Consider the following 18,186-nt stretch of genomic DNA (forward strand, 5'->3'; position numbering starts at 1 on the left):
AAGAGCAGTTAGAAGAATTAATTTCTCAATGCATGACACCGAGTTGTGTTATGTTATGTCTATTTAAAATAAAGTTAGATTGGACGACCACGTCAAAATGAAAAAAACAATCGCAATAATTGCAATTCTTTTCACAGCGAATGTATTTGCTAACACACACACGACTATTATCAATGGCGATCGTGATAATAAAACATGTAGCACTATTGGCGACATTACAATTTGTAACTAACCAAGCCACTATTTGGCGGGGCTAAACCTCGCTATTTTCTACTTCCCGGCATTCTTACCCCATTCAAAATAAAAACGGGAAATGATACTCATCAATCCTTTGCACAATAAGGAATATCGTACCATTTAATTGGTAATTGGTGCATGATAGTATGCACGCGATTTACACCACCCTGGAAATACCAATGTTAAAAAAACTTGTCGCTACTTTTTCAATAATGCTACTTGCAGGCTGCGCTAACAACGCAATTGTTGAGTTACAAAAACTAGATACAACGTATTTAGAAAACAAGGAACTACTGATAATTGACGATGGCCGAACAAAAGACTCAATTAAAAAAATCATTGCTGCAAAATTAGACGAATACGGATATGACTACCAAGTTATTGATATCTCTCAGTCCAACTCAAAAACCACAGACGCCCCAAAACTAACATATTCTGCAAACTGGTGGTGGGATATGGCTACTTATATGCGTTACCTAAATGTTGAGGTTAAAGATAAAGGTCAAACGATTGCACTAGTAAAAATTGACACAGTAAAGTGCGGTGGCATTGATAAATTTGGTTCCGCTGAACGACGTACTCAAGTAACACTAGATCTTTTACTTAGTGATTTGACAAAAGACGAAGCAAACGAACTAATCTGTCTTGGTGGTACGCCAAACAACTAGTTCCTAAGGGCCTCTACTACGAGGCCTTTATAATACACGCTTCAACTAACATTTTTATTATGTGATTTTTTGAACTTAATGCCAAAATCCCCTTGCTTTAACTCAGCGTGGAACAACTTTATTTCCGTGCCCACTATTAATTTCTTGACTATTTCAATGTCTATTGGTGACGCTCTTACGCCAAAAGAGATTGATAAGATTTTTCCGGGTAACGGATAACCTCTATCACCTTGTGGTTTAAAAGTTCGCAACTCTTTTTCATATTTCCATTGCAAATATTTTGTGTATAAAATCTCTTTGCAATGATGCATTAAACCTATCTTTTTCAAGTAAAATTTTTGTATTCAATGACGGATAACTTTTAGTATATTTTACTTTTCTAGTTACCTCATGATTGCCCAATTCATTCTGCTCGTTTCTTTCTAGCTCAATAAAAATTCCATTGTGATTATCAGCATAATGAGACCACATTAGAATATCAGTTGCGTTTTCTGTCAGTAATACGATTCCAAAGTTTTCAAATGATGATGAAACCTATCAATATCTGGAATTACATTTTTGAGTTTGAATGCCATAATGTCTGGCTCATTGGGAAAGGCTCGTGCGATTTTATTTACATTAGTAGATGAAGTCATGGCGGTATTGCTGGGAAACGAGCATTTCGTATCGAAAGGATCATTAAATGACTCAGGTAGTGCATAGTTAATGCGTTCTGAAGCTATAATATCTAGTGTGAATTGATTCAGGGGCTTGTATTTTTATAAGGACGTCACTTCAGAATTTTTCATACATTTTCCACTCTACCTAAACATTCACACCTAATCACATAACAGCTATGTTAGACAGAATAATCCTGAATTTTGTCTCTGAAACAATTCTGTCTAGTTTCCAAGACGCGCTGCACTAGGTCCAATAACCCATTTAATAACATCATCTTACCTACTTATCTTCGTATCAGACATGACGAAAAGCAGAAAACCACCCAATATGTGAGTTGTTCATATCTTGGGTGTCGTGCTCTCAAACAAAAACGCCGACATGATAGTCGGCGTCTACGTTATAAGTATGGATGAATAAGAGGTAATAACTACTTTGCCATGGCACTCAAAAACTCGGCTTCGAACTCTTGATCGGCTTCTCGGGTTAGGCACTCCACTAGCCATTCGATGCTTTGATGGTCGAGCTTACTGTTGACTACGAACGCTTGCTTCACGCCAAATTGATCCAGCTTGGCAGAGCCGTAGTTCTTGAATGATTTGTTGCCGTGATAATGGAGTGACTTAATTGCTTCTGCATTCGGTTCTGGTAAAGCATCGAGTGTGTTAGCAAGCTGAATCACCAACTCCATTGGGTTCTTAGAGGAAGATATGCGATACAGAAAACCGCCCTCCACTCTTTGGCGCACCCAGTAATCAAATCCGCTGCAATCCATCACTTTGTCACTGACCAGTGCGGCTTCACTACGATAACCACACGGCTCAACCACCACTGGGGTGTGTTTAAACTCTGGCTGGCCTGAAGCCGCATCGGTATGAGGCAAGATCAGGTCACACGGTTTGCTGTCTTTGGCGGTCGGTGCATTCCAGTGAATAGGCATGAAGACTTGTTCGCGGCGCATCTCTTTGGTTACCACTAAGCGAGCTTGGCACTCCCCTTGTTCACTGCGCACTTTCACCACTGGATTAATAGTGGTGTGGTTGAAAGCATCTAGCCCAAATTCATCTAAGCCGAACTCTTCTAAACCAAGTGCTGCAACCGTATCTGGGTGCATGGCAACAAAGGGTTCTGGTGTGTGTTCGCCTAAACCTGCGGCCAAGCCCGTGCGGCTCATGGTGTGCCATTGGTCTCGGATTCGGCCTGTGTTCATGATAAGTGGGAATTCGACACTGGTATCAGCAATCGGCTTGTCGTGCTCAACCGCGATAAACTGCGCTTTGCCAGATTCAGTAAAGAACTCGCCGTCGGTGAACATGCGCTGTTCAATGATCTCTGGTTGATATTCAAGTACTGGCCATTGTTGCGGAGTGAGTTCACCATAGCCTTTTTCATCCAATTGAGTGAGCCCTATTAAGCACAAGTCACGCGCTTTACCTGTTTCATTACCAAGCGCAGTCATCTCGCAATACTCTTTGAAGATCTCGCCTTCGTGGCGATACTCAAACTGCTCTTTGAATCCCATTTTTTGCGCGACTTCTTTTAATATCCACCAATCAGGTTTGGCTTCCCCTGGGCTTGGTAATATACGGCGTTGGCGCGAGATTCGACGCTCAGAATTAGTCACGGTGCCCGACTTCTCGCTCCACCCTTGCGCGGGCAGCACCACATCGGCCAAGCGTATGGTTTCAGTATCGGCAATACAATCAGACACCACCACAAATGGGCACTTCTCTAGTGCGGCTTTGATTTTTTCGCTATCAGGCAGGCTCACGACTGGGTTCGTTGCCATGATCCACACCGCTTTGATTTTTCCCTCATTCATGGCACCAAACAGGTCGATCGCTTTTAAACCCGCATGTGTGGCTAAGCTGTCGGTTTGCCAGAACTCGCTCACCGTTTGGTGTGATTGCGGATCACCAAACTCAAAGTGCGCCGCTAAGGTATTGGCTAGGCCGCCCACCTCACGCCCACCCATTGCGTTCGGCTGACCCGTTACAGAGAATGGCCCCACGCCCGGCTTGCCAATTTTCCCAGTGGCTAAATGGCAATTAATAATGGCGTTTACCTTGTCACACCCTTGTGTGGATTGATTTACGCCTTGGGAATAGATGGTGAGCACCTTCTCGTTAGATGCAAACAACTGGTAGAACTGTTCAAGTTGCTGTTCAGTAAGCCCTGTTAGCTCAGGAACGCTTTTGTCTCCCTTACTTGATTCGGTATAGTCTGATTCGGTATAACAATAATGACTTGCAGAACGAATCGCTTCAGTAAAGCCTTGAGTGTGGTTTTCTATATAGTCTGAATCTAGCTTGTCGTTATCGTCGAGGTAACCCAATAAACCGTTAAACAGCGCCACGTCTGAGCCAGATTCCAATGCCAAGTGAATGTCTGCGATTTCACAGGTGTCGGTATAACGCGGGTCGATGACGATGACTTTCAATGCAGGGTTGGCTTGTTTCGCGGCTCTTAGCCTTTGGAAAAGTACCGGATGACACCATGCTAGGTTGGAGCCTGTAATCACAACCAGATCGGCTTGCTCGAGATCTTCATAACAGACAGGTACGGTGTCTGCGCCAAATGCTCGCTTATGCCCAACCACGGTTGAAGCCATGCACAGCCTAGAATTACTGTCGATGTTGCCACTGCCGATGAAGCCTTTCATCAATTTATTGGCAACATAATAGTCTTCAGTAAGCAGCTGACCAGAAACATAGAACGCAACCGAATCGGCTCCAAATTCTTCAATCGTTTGATTGAATTTGTCTGCAACCAACTGAGTGGCACTGTTCCAATCCAGCTCTTGTTTTTGCTCATTCTGAATATGAGCAGGCTGTGTTAGGCGCCCTAAAGGCGTGACAGTATCACCAAGCGCAATCCCTTTAGTACATAGCTTCCCATAGTTTGATGGATGATCTTTATCACCACGTACTTCTAGTTTTCCTAACGATGTCGGTCTCGCTTCTATTCCACACCCTACACCACAATAAGCACAGGTTGATTTTATCCAACCGCTGTTTGAATCGGTCATCCGTTTCTCGCTCAATTATCCATAATTGTAATAACTCAAACCAAGCAAATAGCACGCCACTTAATACCAGCCGACAAAAAAGAAATATTTAACATTAAAAACAATCACTTAATAAAAAAACAAAATATCAATACTGAATAGATTTCAACTTAACCAAGATAGAAACTTAATTTTTGCACCATCTTGCGGAAAGTTGCACCACAAACGCTCATTTATATAAATCTAACAAAAAAATTACATACCACTTTAGGGGTAATTGCGTGCCACCGCCAAATTTTAAACCACTGAAAAATATAAATTAAATTTTATTTAAATGAACAACCCGCAATCTGGCACCCTACTTGCTCCACTAAAAACCAAGACTTAGAAAAAACATTTTTGTTTTTCTTGATGATTATGAATTGAGTGGAATCTCAACCCGGTATTCATCTGCTAACGACTAGAAATTAGATGCTAGTGATGGTGACGCCGAGAATAAGGAATGGATTATGAGCAAGAAGAAAATCGTCGTTGTGGGTAACGGCATGGTTGGACACAAATTTATCGACAACATCCTGCAATCAGAGAGTGATGAGTTTGATGTGATTACTTTTAGTGAAGAGCCAAGGTTGGCCTACGACCGTGTTCAGTTGACCGCTTACTTCAAGCGCGGAAATGCTGATGATTTGGCATTAACCAGCGAAGAGTATTACCAAAGCAATGGCGTCAATTACCTTCTCAACGCGAGAGTCGCTCAACTGGATACTGAAAATAAGTGCGTTGTGACTGAATCGGGACATACCGAGAGTTATGACACCTTAATTCTGGCAACCGGTTCATTCCCTTTTGTTCCCCCTATTCACGGTAACGACCAAGAACACTGCCACGTTTATCGCACCATTGAAGATCTAGACGCCATTGAACTATCTAGCAAAGGCAGCAAATCTGGCGTCGTTATTGGTGGTGGTCTGCTTGGCTTAGAAGCCGCAAACGCAGTCAAAAACCTTGGGTTGGAAACCCATGTAGTGGAATTTGCACCTCGCCTGATGGCCGTACAGTTAGATGACGGTGGCGGTGCCCTACTGCGCAGAAAAATTGAAGACCTTGGCGTACAAGTTCATACCGAGAAAGCAACCTCTGAGATAGTCGCGGGTGAAAGCGCTCGCTACAGAATGAACTTTGCAGACGGCACCCACCTTGAAACCGATATGATCGTGTTCTCTGCAGGTATTCGCCCTCAAGATGCCCTAGCTCGCAGCTCTGATATCGCCATTGGTGAACGTGGCGGCATCGTGATTAATGATCACTGCCAAACTAACATCGACAACGTGTATGCGATTGGTGAATGTGCGCTTTGGGACAACAAGATCTTCGGCTTAGTCGCACCCGGTTACTCCATGGCGAAAGTCGCGGCTTCGCATATTGTCTCCGGCGGCACTGACGATGCTGCATTTACTGGTGCCGACATGAGCACCAAGCTCAAACTGCTTGGCGTCGATGTGGCCAGTATTGGTGAAGTACATGGCAAGACGGAAGGAGCTCAGTCGTATACCTATAACGATGAAATTGAACAAGTTTATAAGCGCCTGATCATCTCGGCAGACGGTACAAAGATTGTCGGTGCAGTATTGGTCGGTGATGCAGAAGCTTACGGTTCGCTACTGCAAATCAAACAAAACGATATGCCCCTTCCTGAAAACCCATCGGTATTGATTTTACCTAACGTGGCCGATGATTCAGGTTCGGCAATGGGTGTTGAAGCTCTGCCGGATAGCGCTGTGATTTGTTCATGTTTCGATGTGACCAAAGGCGACATTAAAGACGCGGTTTCAGCGGGTTGCACCACGATGGCTGCATTGAAAGAAACCACGAATGCTTCAACAGGTTGTGGCGGTTGTTCTGCCCTTGCTAAACAGGTTCTCGATAGCGAGCTAAGTAACCTAGGTGTGGAAGTCTCTAACGATATCTGTGAGCACTTTGCGTATTCTCGCCAAGAGCTAACTGACATCATCCGCGTCAACAAAATCAAGACCTTCGATGAGCTGTTAGATTCTCACGGAAACGGATTGGGCTGTACTGTGTGTAAACCGGCTGTCGGTTCGATTCTGGCTTCGTACTGGAACGATTACATCCTTGAAGATCAACACATAGAACTGCAAGACACCAACGACATCTACCTCGGTAACATGCAAAAAGACGGCACCTACTCTGTGGTTCCGCGTATTGCTGGCGGTGAAATCACACCCGATAGACTAATCGTGCTTGGCGAAGTCGCTAAAGAATTCGACCTTTACACCAAGATCACCGGTGGTCAGCGTGTCGACTTGTTTGGCGCTCAACTTAACGAACTGCCAATCATCTGGAAAAAGCTAATCGATGCTGGTTTTGAAACTGGCCATGCCTACGGTAAATCGGTACGTACCGTGAAATCGTGTGTGGGCAGCACTTGGTGCCGATACGGTGTCGACGACAGTGTTGGCTTAGCGATTCGACTAGAGAACCGCTACAAAGGCTTGCGCTCACCCCACAAGATCAAGTTTGCGGTTTCTGGCTGTACTCGTGAATGTGCAGAAGCCCAATCAAAAGATTTTGGCATTATCGCCACCGACAAAGGTTGGAACCTCTACATCTGTGGTAACGGCGGTATGCGCCCTCGCCATGGTGACCTTTTCGCTACCGACCTTGATGAAACCACACTGCTGCAATACATCGACCGCATTCTGATGTTTTACACACGTACCGCGGATCGCCTACAGCGTACGTCGGTATGGATGGAAAACCTTGAAGGCGGCATCGAATACCTCAAGCAAGTCGTGATTGAAGACAAGCTCAATGTTGCTGAAGAACTTGAAGCTGACATCGCTCTCAACATCGAAAAATACCAGTGTGAATGGAAAACCACCATCGAAAACCCTGGAAAAATGAAGCGTTTCCAGCACTACATCAACAGCGAAGAAATGGACACTAGCCTGTCATTCATCAAAGAACGAGAGCAACGCTTTCCAAAGCCAAGTTTGAGCTCTTCTGTTGATTCACAACGCGATGAAAAGCTAGCCAACGCAGACCAAATCGAAGTGACTGAGGTTTCGTAAGCCTCATTGACGTGTGAGTGAATCAGTAACAACTAAACCCAATATCGATAGTCGACAGCGGCGCAGCCCAAGAAAACTGCTGTCGGCTATCACGCTAATTAAATTGATTATTAGTTTTATGTTTTGACTAGGAGAAAATCATGGAAAATTGGACAACCGTATGCAACACCCGGGACCTAACCCCAAACGGTGGTATTTGCGCCAAAGTAGACGATAACCAAGTGGCTATTTTTTACTGCAAGCGAAGTGACACGCTTTATGGGCTCTCTAATTACGATCCTGTTGGTAAGGCGAATGTGATGTCACGTGGTATCATTGGTTCATTAAGCGGTGAGCCTTACGTAGCCTCACCCTTATACAAGCAGCATTACCACTTAGAAACTGGCGCGTGCCTTGAACAACCCGATCTCAAGCTCGTGAAATTTGAAGTTCGCAAGCAAGGAGAACAGGTTCAGGTTCTCGCACCGCTTGCTATCGCCAGTTAACTAAACGCCGACACCATCATGTAAACGCTTTATCAGCGTGAGCAATTTCGGCACAGGGTTTAGCCACATGAATGCGTTCGAATTTCGGAAGTAACGCACGAGCTAAAGCCGGGTAATTTTCCAGATTTAAAGGATTTAAACCATGGATAACACAAAATTTTCGCTGCTTTCATTTACGGGTAAGATGAAAACCTTACACCTAAGTTGGATGGCCTTTTTTATCACCTTTGTTGTGTGGTTCAACTTTGCCCCACTACTGCAAATGGTAAAAACGTCGCTTGGTCTTTCTACTGAAGAGATCAAAACACTGCTTATTCTCAACGTTGCATTGACCATTCCGGCGCGTGTCGCCATTGGTATGTTAACCGACAGATACGGCCCAAGATTGGTCTACTCTTCGCTACTCGCTGTCTGTTCAATCCCTTGTTTTATGTTTGCTATGGCAGACTCTTTCATTCAAGCGGCGATTGCTCGTTTCCTATTAGGCTTCATTGGTGCTGGCTTCGTCGTTGGTATTCGCCTTGTGTCTGAATGGTTCCCACACAATGAATTGGGTACGGCTGAAGGTATTTACGGCGGTTGGGGTAACTTCGGTTCAGCAGCAGCAGCGTTTACCCTTCCAACTCTCGCTCTAGCGTTTGGTGGTGAAGACGGCTGGCGTTATGCGGTTGGTATTACTGGCGTAATGAGCTTAGCGTTCTCGTTTGTGTTCTACAAAAACGTAACGGATACACCAAAAGGTTCTACTTACTTCAAACCAGCTCAAGTAACAGCGATGGAAGTGACATCAAAGGGTGACTTTTTCTTCCTACTTATTATGAAGATCCCAATGTATGCCGCTTTAGCGCTACTGACTTGGAAGCTATCACCAAGCAACATCAACATGTTATCTGACATGGCGGTTTACTCTGTGTATGCAGGTTTAGCCGCACTTTACGTGTACGAAGTGTCGCAAGTTTGGAAAGTAAACAAGAACGTATTTAAAGAAGAAGTACCAGAGATTCACCAGTACAAATTCAAGCAAGTTGCGGTACTTAACGTATTGTACTTCGCGACATTTGGTTCTGAACTGGCTGTTGTTTCTATGCTGCCACTGTTCTTCTCTGACACCTTTGAATTAACACCAGTTCTTGCAGGTATGGTTGCATCGGCTTATGCCTTTATGAACCTAATGTCTCGCCCAGGTGGTGGTTGGATTTCAGATAAATTCGGTCGTAAACCAACACTGCTTATTCTAACGATTGGTCTTGCTGTGGGTTACTTTGCAATGGGTCAAGTCGACAGCACATGGCCTGTATGGCTAGCGGTTGTCGCTGCAATGGCGTGTTCTTTCTTCGTACAAGCCGGTGAAGGTGCGGTGTTTGCAACAGTTCCTCTAATCAAGCGTCGTATGACAGGTCAGATTGCTGGTATGACAGGTGCTTACGGTAACGTGGGTGCGGTGGTTTACCTAACTGTGCTTTCATTCGTAAGTTACCAAACCTTCTTCTTGGTGATTGCAGGAACAGCAGTACTAGGCTTCGTTACTCTGATGTTCATGGAAGAGCCTAACGGCCAAATTGCTGAAGTGAATGACGACGGTAGCGTGACCTTGATTAACGTATCGAGCTAACCACTCATTGAATCGGGAGTAGTACCAAGGTGTGTTTCACCACTTTGGTACTACGTTCAAAGGCTCTGCATTCGCTAGAGCTTTTGTTCTTTCTCAGATGTGCTCTCAAGCAAATGAGAAGACGGCCAGTTAAGAAGAAGACCAGTTATGACAATTTCATTCAGCCAAGGGCAAGTCGTCACGCCGGAATCAAACAACCAATTAACGCTTAAGTTTGGCGGTTATTCGAATAAAGGCATACGTGATGAAAACCAAGACGCCATCATTGTAAAGCACCCCAAAACTCGTACTGAGCAAGAGTTGAAAGGCAGTGTCGTCTGCATAGCAGACGGGGCAAGTTGCAGTGAACACGGCCAGAAAGCCAGTCACACCAGCGTGATGCAATTTATCGACGACTATTACGCCACTCCAAATAGCTGGAGTATTCAGCGTTCAGCACAGAAAGTCTTAACCTCACTCAATTCTTGGCTCTTCAACACGTCTGTTTCTAACATTCATCCTGCACAACAAGTGAACCACAACGCCCTCGTTTCGACGTTCAGCAGCGTGATACTCAAATCGAACACCGCACATATATTCCACGTTGGCGACAGTCGCATTTACTTACTAAGAGATGGAGAATTACGCCAGCTTACCCGCGACCACACCCGTAAAAATATGGGGCAGAAGCATTACCTAACGCGAGCTTTAGGGATGGATAATCAACTCAACGTTGACTACCAAACCCTGCCTATCAAGAAAGGGGACTGCTTTATCCTGACCTCTGACGGCGTGCATGAATTTGTTGCTCCCAATACTTTCAAAGAACACATCGATAGACCTGAAGTGGATTTCGAATACGCCGCACAAACGATCTGTAACACCGCTTTAAGCCACAACAGTTCAGACAACGTGAGCTGCTTGATTGTGCAAGTCAGTCACCTACCTAAACCTTCGCTGATTGAATTCCATGAGAAACTGGCTAAACGCGCCATCCCACCCGCGTTAAAGCTCGGGCAAAGTATCGACAACTTTATGGTGCTTGAGGTGTTGTATGCAGGCTCTAGAAGCCATGTGTATCGTGTGATGCAGAAAGAGACACAAACCGAGTTCGTGCTGAAAGTCCCTTCCGTCCAATATCATGATAGCCCTTCGCAACTGAGAGCTTTCTTTAATGAACAATGGGCGGGGATCTTGCTAAACAATAAGAAAGTAATGAAGGTCTACCCTACGCCAGAGAACTCGCAATTCTTATATCAAATCTGCGAATGGGTAGAAGGCATCACGCTAAGACAATGGATGTACGACAATCCAAAACCGTCACTCAATGAAGTACGCGACATACTAGAAAAAATCACACAAGGTATTCGAGTATTACAACGCGCAGACATGGTGCACCGAGACTTAAAGCCCGAGAACATTATGCTTCAACATGATGGTGAGATAAAAATCATCGACCTTGGCGCTGTATTAGTCAGAGGACTTGAAGAGGGAGAGCTCGCAGACAAAGACGACACTCCACTAGGTGCGGTCAATTACATAGCGCCAGAGACCATCAAACATAACAGCGCGACCACCAGCTCTGATCTGTTCTCTATCGCTGTGATCGGCTATGAGATGCTAACCGGTGAATTGCCCTACTCTGAAATGACCGCACAATCGCTTAAGCAATCTCGCCACCATCAATGGGAATACCAACCCATCACACAAAAACGAGCGGACTTACCAAGCTGGGTGGATTTGGTGTTACAAAAAGCCTGTGCCGAATCACCAAGCGAACGTCATCAAGTGTTGGGGGATTTTGTGGCAGACCTTTACACACCAAACCAAAGCTTGGTGAAAAGCAAAGCCAAGCAACCTTTGATAAACCGAAACCCAATCCAGTTTTGGAAAGTGTTGGCTTTGTTGCTCGGCATTGTTGCCATTGTAGAGTTGGGCTTATTGCTTGGTTCGAGTTAACTCCAAGTTCGAGCTAAGTGTCCAAGTCTAACCTAGCTTGTTTAAACTAACTGGAATTAGCCTCGTCTCACTAAACTTCTCGGCACGAGTTCAATACCCGCTTGGTAACGCTTAGCGGATGCATTTAACGCCAAAGCAAAAGCGCTGTCGGCAATTACTTCAAACTGCTGCGGCAGTGAATGGACTTTAAAAGGCAAGAAGTCGAGCAGTCGGTTATCACCAAAGGTTGCCAGTTTTACTTGATTAATCAGCTCTGGTTTTTCAACCATTACATCCAACACACCCTCTAACAAGGTGTAAGACATAGTCACAATCGCATCAGGAACCGTGCCTTTTGCAATCCAACCCTCAAAAACCTCTCGCCCAGATTCCCTATCAAAGTGCTCACCATAACCCACAACCATCGGCTTGTTTTCTGCGAGCCCTGTTTGTTGAGTATGTGCTTTATTCGCAGCTTCAAAACCTAGGTGACGTTCGCGTGAGATATTTAGATCAGGAAGTGCGCCTATCAAACCAACACTATGAATATTGTCATCGAGAATCGAATGCGTCAGTTCAAATGCGGCTTCGAAATCTTCACTGAGTACGCAAGCAAAGTGCTCATCATCTAACGGACGGTCAATTGCGATCACAGGCGTTCCTGAGTTTTGCAACTTTAAGTAGAACTCGTTGGCGTCTGGCATTGAGCTCGCAACCAGCAAGGCATCAATACGACGACTTACCAAAGCTTCAGCCACTTTTCGTTCTGTTTCAGCATCATCATCAGAACAACCAATCAATATCTGGTAGCCCACTTTGCGTGAATTCTGCTCTATCAATTTTGCCAAACGCGCGTAACTGCTGTTTTCCAGATCCGGAATAATCAAACCAAATGAACGGCTATTACCAGCGCGCAACGACGAAGCGGCGTGGTCTGGACGGTAATTATACTCTTCTACAACCGCCATGACTTTCTGTTGAGTCTTTTCACTGATTCTGTATTTCTGCGCCTTGCCGTTGATGACATAACTGGCTGTGGTTTTCGATACTCCAGCCAACTTAGCGATTTCATCAAGTGTCATATGAGTGACCTGTATTTTGTGCGTAGGATCATATAACGAATGATCTGATCCCTGGATTAGTTGAATTATATGCTGAATCGATTCAGTATAAAAGCTGAAAGGATTCAGCAAAATCTGAAAAGTGACTTCAATCATCCTTTTGAATGAATCGAGCGTCATTTGTTGTTAATAAGCTTTCGTTATTTAGCTTTTCGTTATCCACGAATCAGACCGAATTAACGACACGCAGCAAAACTATTTTGAAAATCGAAATTGGCTTTGCTGAATTTTTTTACACTGAATGCTGAACCGATTCAGCTAAAGTAAAGCAAAGAGTAAAGTTCACTAATTCTTGCTCTAGTTGGAATCGTAGCGACACACAAATTCTCAAGCGATACGCTAAAGAGGCACCATGCTTAAATTATCAAAATCTGACATCACTCTAGGCCAAACGGCCAATGATAAGTTCCAAGCAATCCAAAATATTGCAGGCGACCTAACAGCCAAAGGCTTAGTTGACTCTGGCTACGTTGAAGGAATGCTGAACCGTGAAAACCAGAACTCTACGTTCCTTGGCAACGGTATCGCGATTCCTCATGGAACGACTGACACTCGTGGCCTAGTGAAAGAGACAGGCGTTGCGGTACACCACTTCCCTGAAGGTATTGATTGGGCAAACGGAAACCGTGTTTACGTTGCGATTGGTATTGCAGCTAAATCTGATGAGCACTTAGGCATTCTTAAGCAACTGACCAAAGTGCTAGCGGCAGACGGTGTTGAAGAGAAATTAAAGCAAGCAAAATCAGAAGACGAAATCATCGCCCTACTTAATGGCGAAGTTCAGCTAGAAGCAGACCTAGACGCTTCTTTAGTTCAACTACTGTTCCCTGCAAGCGACATGATTCAAATGTCTGCAGTTGCGGGCGGCCTACTTAAGAACACAGGTTGCACAGACAACGCATTCGTTGCCGACCTTGTGACAAAAACACCAACTCACCTAGGCCAAGGCCTATGGTTGTTGGGCAGCGACAAAGGTGTAACTCGCACTGGCGTATCTTTCGTTTCAACAGCGAACCATTGTGAGTACGAAGGCACACCAGTTAAAGCATTGGTAGCATTCGCCGCTTGTAACAGCGCACACCAATCGATTCTGGCAAACCTAAGCAAGATGGTTTTCGAAGGTAAGCAACAACAACTGTTGACTGCAGATGCAGCGCAAGTCATTGGCCTTCTAAAAGGTGAAGCGGTTTCTACAGCTTCTCAAGACGACGACAACTGCGCAGTATTCAAAATCAAAAACGCACACGGCCTACACGCTCGTCCGGGCGCAATGCTAGTCGCTGAAGCGAAGAAGTTTGAATCAACAATCCGCGTGTCAAACCTAGATGGCGACGGAAAAGAAGTGAACGCGAAGAGCTTGATGAAAGTAATCGCTCTTGGCGTTAAACACGGCCACCAGCTTCAATTTGTTGCTGAAGGTGATGACGCAGCACAAGCACTTGAGTCTATTGGCAAAGCTATCGCTTCTGGCCTTGGCGAAGGTTAAGGAATCGATATGTCTGATAAACAAATCAAAGCCGTTACCGTAACCCTAAACCCTGCTCTAGATCTGACAGGTAGCATCGATGTGCTAAACGTAGGTTCGGTTAGCTTGGTGAACAAAAGCTCACTGCATGCAGCGGGTAAAGGCGTAAACGTAGCAAAAGTACTTTCAGAGCTTGGCGCTAAAGTCACCGTAACAGGTTTCCTTGGTCGCAATAACGAAGAACCGTTCTGCCAACTGTTCGAACAGATGGGCGCAACTGACCGCTTTATTCGTGTCGACGGCGCAACTCGCATCAACGTGAAGTTAGTAGAAGAAAGTGGTCAAGTTAGCGATATCAACTTCCCTGGCGTAGCGGTAACACCGATTGCCATCGAGCAGTTTGAGCGCACTCTATTCGGGTTAGCTGAAGACCACGAATATTTCGTGATTGCAGGCAGCTTACCTCAAGGCGTTTCACCTATGTTATGCGCATCTTGGATTCAGAAACTTCACGATATGGGCAAGAAAGTGTTATTCGACAGCAGCCGTGATGCACTTAAAGCGGGGCTCGATGCACAACCATGGCTGATCAAGCCAAACGATGAAGAGCTATCTCAGTTATTCAACGCCGAACTAACTACACGCGACCAATGCCAACACGCAGGCCAAGCCCTAAGTGAAAAAGGCATCGATAACATCGTTGTGTCACTTGGTGCTGAAGGTGTGATGTGGCTTAACCAAGGTGAGTGGTTACACGCTCAACCACCGCGCATGCAAGTAGTGAGCACGGTAGGTGCAGGTGACACCTTAGTTGCGGGCCTATGTTGGGGCCACATGCAACAGATGCCAAAACCAGAACTTATTCAATTCGCAACCGCCCTATCTGCTCTAGCAGTTTCACAGGTAGGTGTGGGGGTAACCAGCCAACAAGAGCTGGATTCAGTACGACAAAATATCCAATTACAGGCGCTTAGTGCTCCAACTAGTCAGTTAGACACAAGTAAATAGGACAAAGGGATTATTATGAATATTACCATCATCACAGCTTGCCCAAGTGGCGTAGCAAACAGCATCATCGCAGCAGGCTTGTTAGAGCAAGCTTCAAAAACACTGGGTTGGAACGCCGCTATTGAATGTCAATCTAGCGTATTACCTAACTCTCCAGTATCACAAGACACGATCGACAGCAGCGACGTTGTTGTTATTGCTGCCAACACAAACGTTGATAAAGCGCGCTTTGTTGGCAAAAAAGTGTACCAAGAAGCTATCTCTGAATGCACAGCAGATGCAAAAGCATTTCTAGAGAAAGCGGTAACCCAAGCAACGGTATTAGACGCTTCTCAAGTTGAGACTACAGTGGAAATTACTGGTACTTCAGCAAACTCTTCTACAACAGCAAGTACAGGCAGCAAAAAGATCGTAGCGATTACCGCTTGCCCGACTGGCGTTGCACACACCTTTATGGCAGCAGAAGCACTTGAAGCAGAAGGCAAACGCTTAGGTCACCAGATCAAAGTGGAAACTCGCGGCTCAGTAGGTGCGAAAAACCAACTGACAGACCAAGAAATCGCAGACGCTGATCTTGTTATCATCGCTGCCGACATCGACGTTCCTCTTGATCGTTTTAACGGCAAAGCGCTATACAAAACCACAACAGGTCCTGCTTTGAAGAAAACAAAGCAAGAGATGGAAAAAGCATTCGCTGAAGCTAAGCCATACCAGCACACAGCGTCTTCAAATTCAGCGCCTGCTGATGAGAAGAAAGGTGTGTACAAGCACCTAATGACAGGTGTATCTCACATGCTTCCTGTGGTTGTTGCGGGTGGTTTGATCATCGCACTGTCTTTCGTATTCGGTATCGAAGCGTTCAAAGAAGAAGGCACATTAGCAGCGGCATTGATGACTATCGGTGGTGGTTCTGCATTCGCACTGATGATTCCTGTTCTTGCTGGTTTCATTGCATTCTCTATTGCTGACCGTCCGGGTCTGGCTCCAGGTCTAATTGGCGGTATGTTGGCTAGCTCAACAGGCGCAGGTTTCCTAGGTGGTATCGCAGCGGGTTTCATTGCGGGTTACGCAGCAAAATTCATTGCCGACAAGGTTCAACTTCCACAATCCATGGAAGCCCTCAAACCAATTCTGATCATTCCGTTTATCGCGAGTTTGTTCACTGGTTTGGTCATGATTTACATCGTTGGTGGTCCAGTTTCAGGCGTGATGAGCGCAATGACAGACTTCCTAAACAACATGGGAACGTCTAATGCGATTCTTCTGGGTGTGATTCTAGGCGCAATGATGTGTTTCGACCTTGGTGGTCCAGTAAACAAAGCGGCTTACACGTTCGGTGTTGGTCTATTGGCTTCACAAACTTACGCACCAATGGCAGCAATCATGGCAGCAGGTATGGTTCCGGCTCTAGGTATGGGCCTTGCAACTTTCCTAGTGAAAGACAAGTTTGAAGCAGGCGAGCGCGAAGCAGGTAAAGCATCATTCGTTCTTGGGCTATGTTTCATCTCTGAAGGTGCAATCCCATTCGCAGCGAAAGACCCAATGCGTGTTATCCCAGCATGTATGGCAGGTGGCGCACTAACGGGCGCTCTATCAATGATGTTTGGTGCACAACTAATGGCTCCACACGGCGGCTTGTTCGTACTGCTAATTCCTGGCGCTATCTCTCCAGTTCTTATGTATCTAGTGGCGATTGCAGCAGGTACAGCGGTAACAGGTTTTGGTTACGCAGCTCTTAAAAAGATGAGCGATTCTAAAGTGACTGCAGAGGCTTAATCCCCCTACTCTGTTTAGCGGTTAAGGCTGACGAACAGAGGCTCTTGATAAAACAGTCCCTTGTTAAAACTGTTCCTTGGTAAAACTGTTCCTTGGTAAAGCAAAAGGCTCCTCAATTGAGGAGCCTTTTTATTATTCGTTGTCTTGGGTCGTTAAGATGGGCAACTGGAATGAGAAGGTCACGCCTTCAACATCATCCATATCGATCTGACGAATCATCTCTACCAAATAACCTTGCACATCTAACTTCAAACCTTGTTGCTCAACCGCCTTAAACAGAGCTTCTAACGCTGTGCTGTACGCCACATCTGAAACCAGATAAACGTCGCTGCATAAGTAGTAGCCTTCAGGAATGGTCATATCATAACGATCTTTCGCGACTTGCCAATTTCCAATTTCAGCGTCGATGTCGTCCCATTTATTATTCATTTGCTTGATCGGCGTAGTGCCCATCAAGTGAGTCGACTTCTGACCATAGATTTCAAATACCGTGTCCCAATCAGGATCTTCCAACTTAAGCTTTTGCATGCCGCGTTCTGGATACCAAACTAGCTCGATCGGCATAGACTTAACTAGCTCTTTCTCCATAGAAGACTGCACACCTGGATGTGCTAATTTCTGGATGAATTCTGCCGTTTCCTTAGGTGTCGCGTTATAGCCCATTTCTCGAATATGTTTTGCTGTAACACCGAGCTCACGCTTGAGCGCCTTACCTAATGACTGTGACGATGAGTAGCCACAATACTGAGCAATTTCAATCACGCTCCACGGCTCATCATTGATCAACAAACCGACCGCGATTTGTAACCGAACACGGCTTAGATACTGGCCAGGAGTTTCATTAAACAACTCGGTAAACTGACGATGAAAGTGATAAGGCGAAATCGCGCTCTCTGTTGCAATTTCTTCCCACGTACGACGCTCACCCCACTCTTCATGCATCAAGGTCAATGCATGCGTAAAGCGTTTTTGAAGGTGCTCTGGCAAAGATTCAATCAATGTAATCTCAGGCACCAGTTTAAAAGCTGGTTCTAAATGCAAAGCAGGTTTATTCTCTTGCGTCATACAGTCTTAGGTCTCTGGTACATTGGCTTGAGTCTTACTGTCGGTTAGCTTCGCTGAATTGGACAGCTTGGCTTCA

General features: G+C 45.3%; 13 protein-coding genes. 8 read left to right on the plus strand and 5 right to left on the minus strand.

The annotated features are described in order from the left end of the window. The first annotated feature begins 416 nt into the window (after positions 1-416). On the plus strand, positions 417-905 hold the full coding sequence (locus AB4513_RS01895) for an Sbal_3080 family lipoprotein (RefSeq protein ID WP_032555003.1): 489 nt from the start codon (positions 417-419) through the stop codon (positions 903-905). Between the two features lie 41 nt (positions 906-946). Here the strand turns inward: AB4513_RS01895 and AB4513_RS01900 are convergent, their stop codons facing one another. The 3 genes from AB4513_RS01900 to AB4513_RS01910 form a co-directional block, all read right to left on the minus strand. After that, positions 947-1,216 (minus strand): hypothetical protein, encoded by a 270-nt coding sequence (locus AB4513_RS01900; protein ID WP_009844891.1) that lies wholly within the window; start codon positions 1,214-1,216, stop codon positions 947-949. Further along, on the minus strand, positions 1,164-1,376 hold the full coding sequence (locus AB4513_RS01905; RefSeq protein ID WP_083783993.1) for a DUF2971 domain-containing protein: 213 nt from the start codon (positions 1,374-1,376) through the stop codon (positions 1,164-1,166). The genes AB4513_RS01900 and AB4513_RS01905 overlap by 53 nt, the downstream gene beginning before the upstream one ends. A 616-nt stretch (positions 1,377-1,992) precedes the next feature. Next, positions 1,993-4,605 (minus strand): molybdopterin oxidoreductase family protein, encoded by a 2,613-nt coding sequence (locus tag AB4513_RS01910; RefSeq protein WP_032555002.1) that lies wholly within the window; start codon positions 4,603-4,605, stop codon positions 1,993-1,995. A 473-nt stretch (positions 4,606-5,078) separates the two neighbouring features. Between AB4513_RS01910 and nirB the strand changes: the two genes are divergently transcribed. From nirB to AB4513_RS01930, 4 genes are all read left to right on the plus strand, one after another. Then, a complete protein-coding gene (gene nirB / locus AB4513_RS01915) occupies positions 5,079-7,661 on the plus strand; it encodes a nitrite reductase large subunit NirB (protein WP_009844889.1) in 2,583 nt (860 codons plus the stop codon). A 140-nt stretch (positions 7,662-7,801) separates the two neighbouring features. Continuing rightward, positions 7,802-8,146 (plus strand): nitrite reductase small subunit NirD, encoded by a 345-nt coding sequence (gene nirD, locus AB4513_RS01920; RefSeq protein WP_004730303.1) that lies wholly within the window; start codon positions 7,802-7,804, stop codon positions 8,144-8,146. A gap of 142 nt (positions 8,147-8,288) precedes the next feature. After that, on the plus strand, positions 8,289-9,758 hold the full coding sequence (locus AB4513_RS01925) for a NarK family nitrate/nitrite MFS transporter (protein ID WP_009844888.1): 1,470 nt from the start codon (positions 8,289-8,291) through the stop codon (positions 9,756-9,758). Between the two features lie 147 nt (positions 9,759-9,905). Then, positions 9,906-11,696, plus strand: coding sequence for a bifunctional protein-serine/threonine kinase/phosphatase (locus AB4513_RS01930; protein ID WP_009844887.1), 1,791 nt, complete (start codon positions 9,906-9,908; stop codon positions 11,694-11,696). Between the two features lie 56 nt (positions 11,697-11,752). Here the strand turns inward: AB4513_RS01930 and cra are convergent, their stop codons facing one another. Next, positions 11,753-12,757, minus strand: a complete 1,005-nt coding sequence (cra, locus tag AB4513_RS01935) for a catabolite repressor/activator (RefSeq protein WP_009844886.1) — start codon at positions 12,755-12,757, stop codon at positions 11,753-11,755. Positions 12,758-13,148: 391 nt separating this feature from the next. Here cra and fruB point away from each other — a divergent pair, with 391 nt between their 5' ends. From fruB to fruA, 3 genes are read left to right on the plus strand one after another with little or no spacing between them, the layout of a single operon-like run. Continuing rightward, positions 13,149-14,282: a fused PTS fructose transporter subunit IIA/HPr protein gene (gene fruB / locus AB4513_RS01940; RefSeq protein WP_102257608.1), complete on the plus strand. Its 1,134-nt coding sequence runs from the start codon at positions 13,149-13,151 to the stop codon at positions 14,280-14,282. Between the two features lie 9 nt (positions 14,283-14,291). Further along, a complete protein-coding gene (gene pfkB, locus AB4513_RS01945; RefSeq protein WP_009844884.1) occupies positions 14,292-15,269 on the plus strand; it encodes a 1-phosphofructokinase in 978 nt (325 codons plus the stop codon). A gap of 15 nt (positions 15,270-15,284) precedes the next feature. Then, positions 15,285-17,045 (plus strand): PTS fructose transporter subunit IIBC, encoded by a 1,761-nt coding sequence (gene fruA, locus AB4513_RS01950; protein WP_009844883.1) that lies wholly within the window; start codon positions 15,285-15,287, stop codon positions 17,043-17,045. Between the two features lie 132 nt (positions 17,046-17,177). On the opposite strand, the gene AB4513_RS01955 is transcribed toward fruA, so the two are convergent. Continuing rightward, positions 17,178-18,110 carry a helix-turn-helix transcriptional regulator gene (locus tag AB4513_RS01955; RefSeq protein ID WP_009844882.1) on the minus strand — a complete coding sequence of 311 codons (933 nt, stop codon included), beginning with the start codon at positions 18,108-18,110 and terminating at the stop codon, positions 17,178-17,180. Positions 18,111-18,186: the final 76 nt, after the last annotated feature.

Origin of the sequence: Vibrio sp. 10N.222.54.E6 (assembly GCF_041473955.1) — a bacterium.
In the GTDB taxonomy this organism is placed as follows: domain Bacteria; phylum Pseudomonadota; class Gammaproteobacteria; order Enterobacterales; family Vibrionaceae; genus Vibrio; species Vibrio tasmaniensis_A.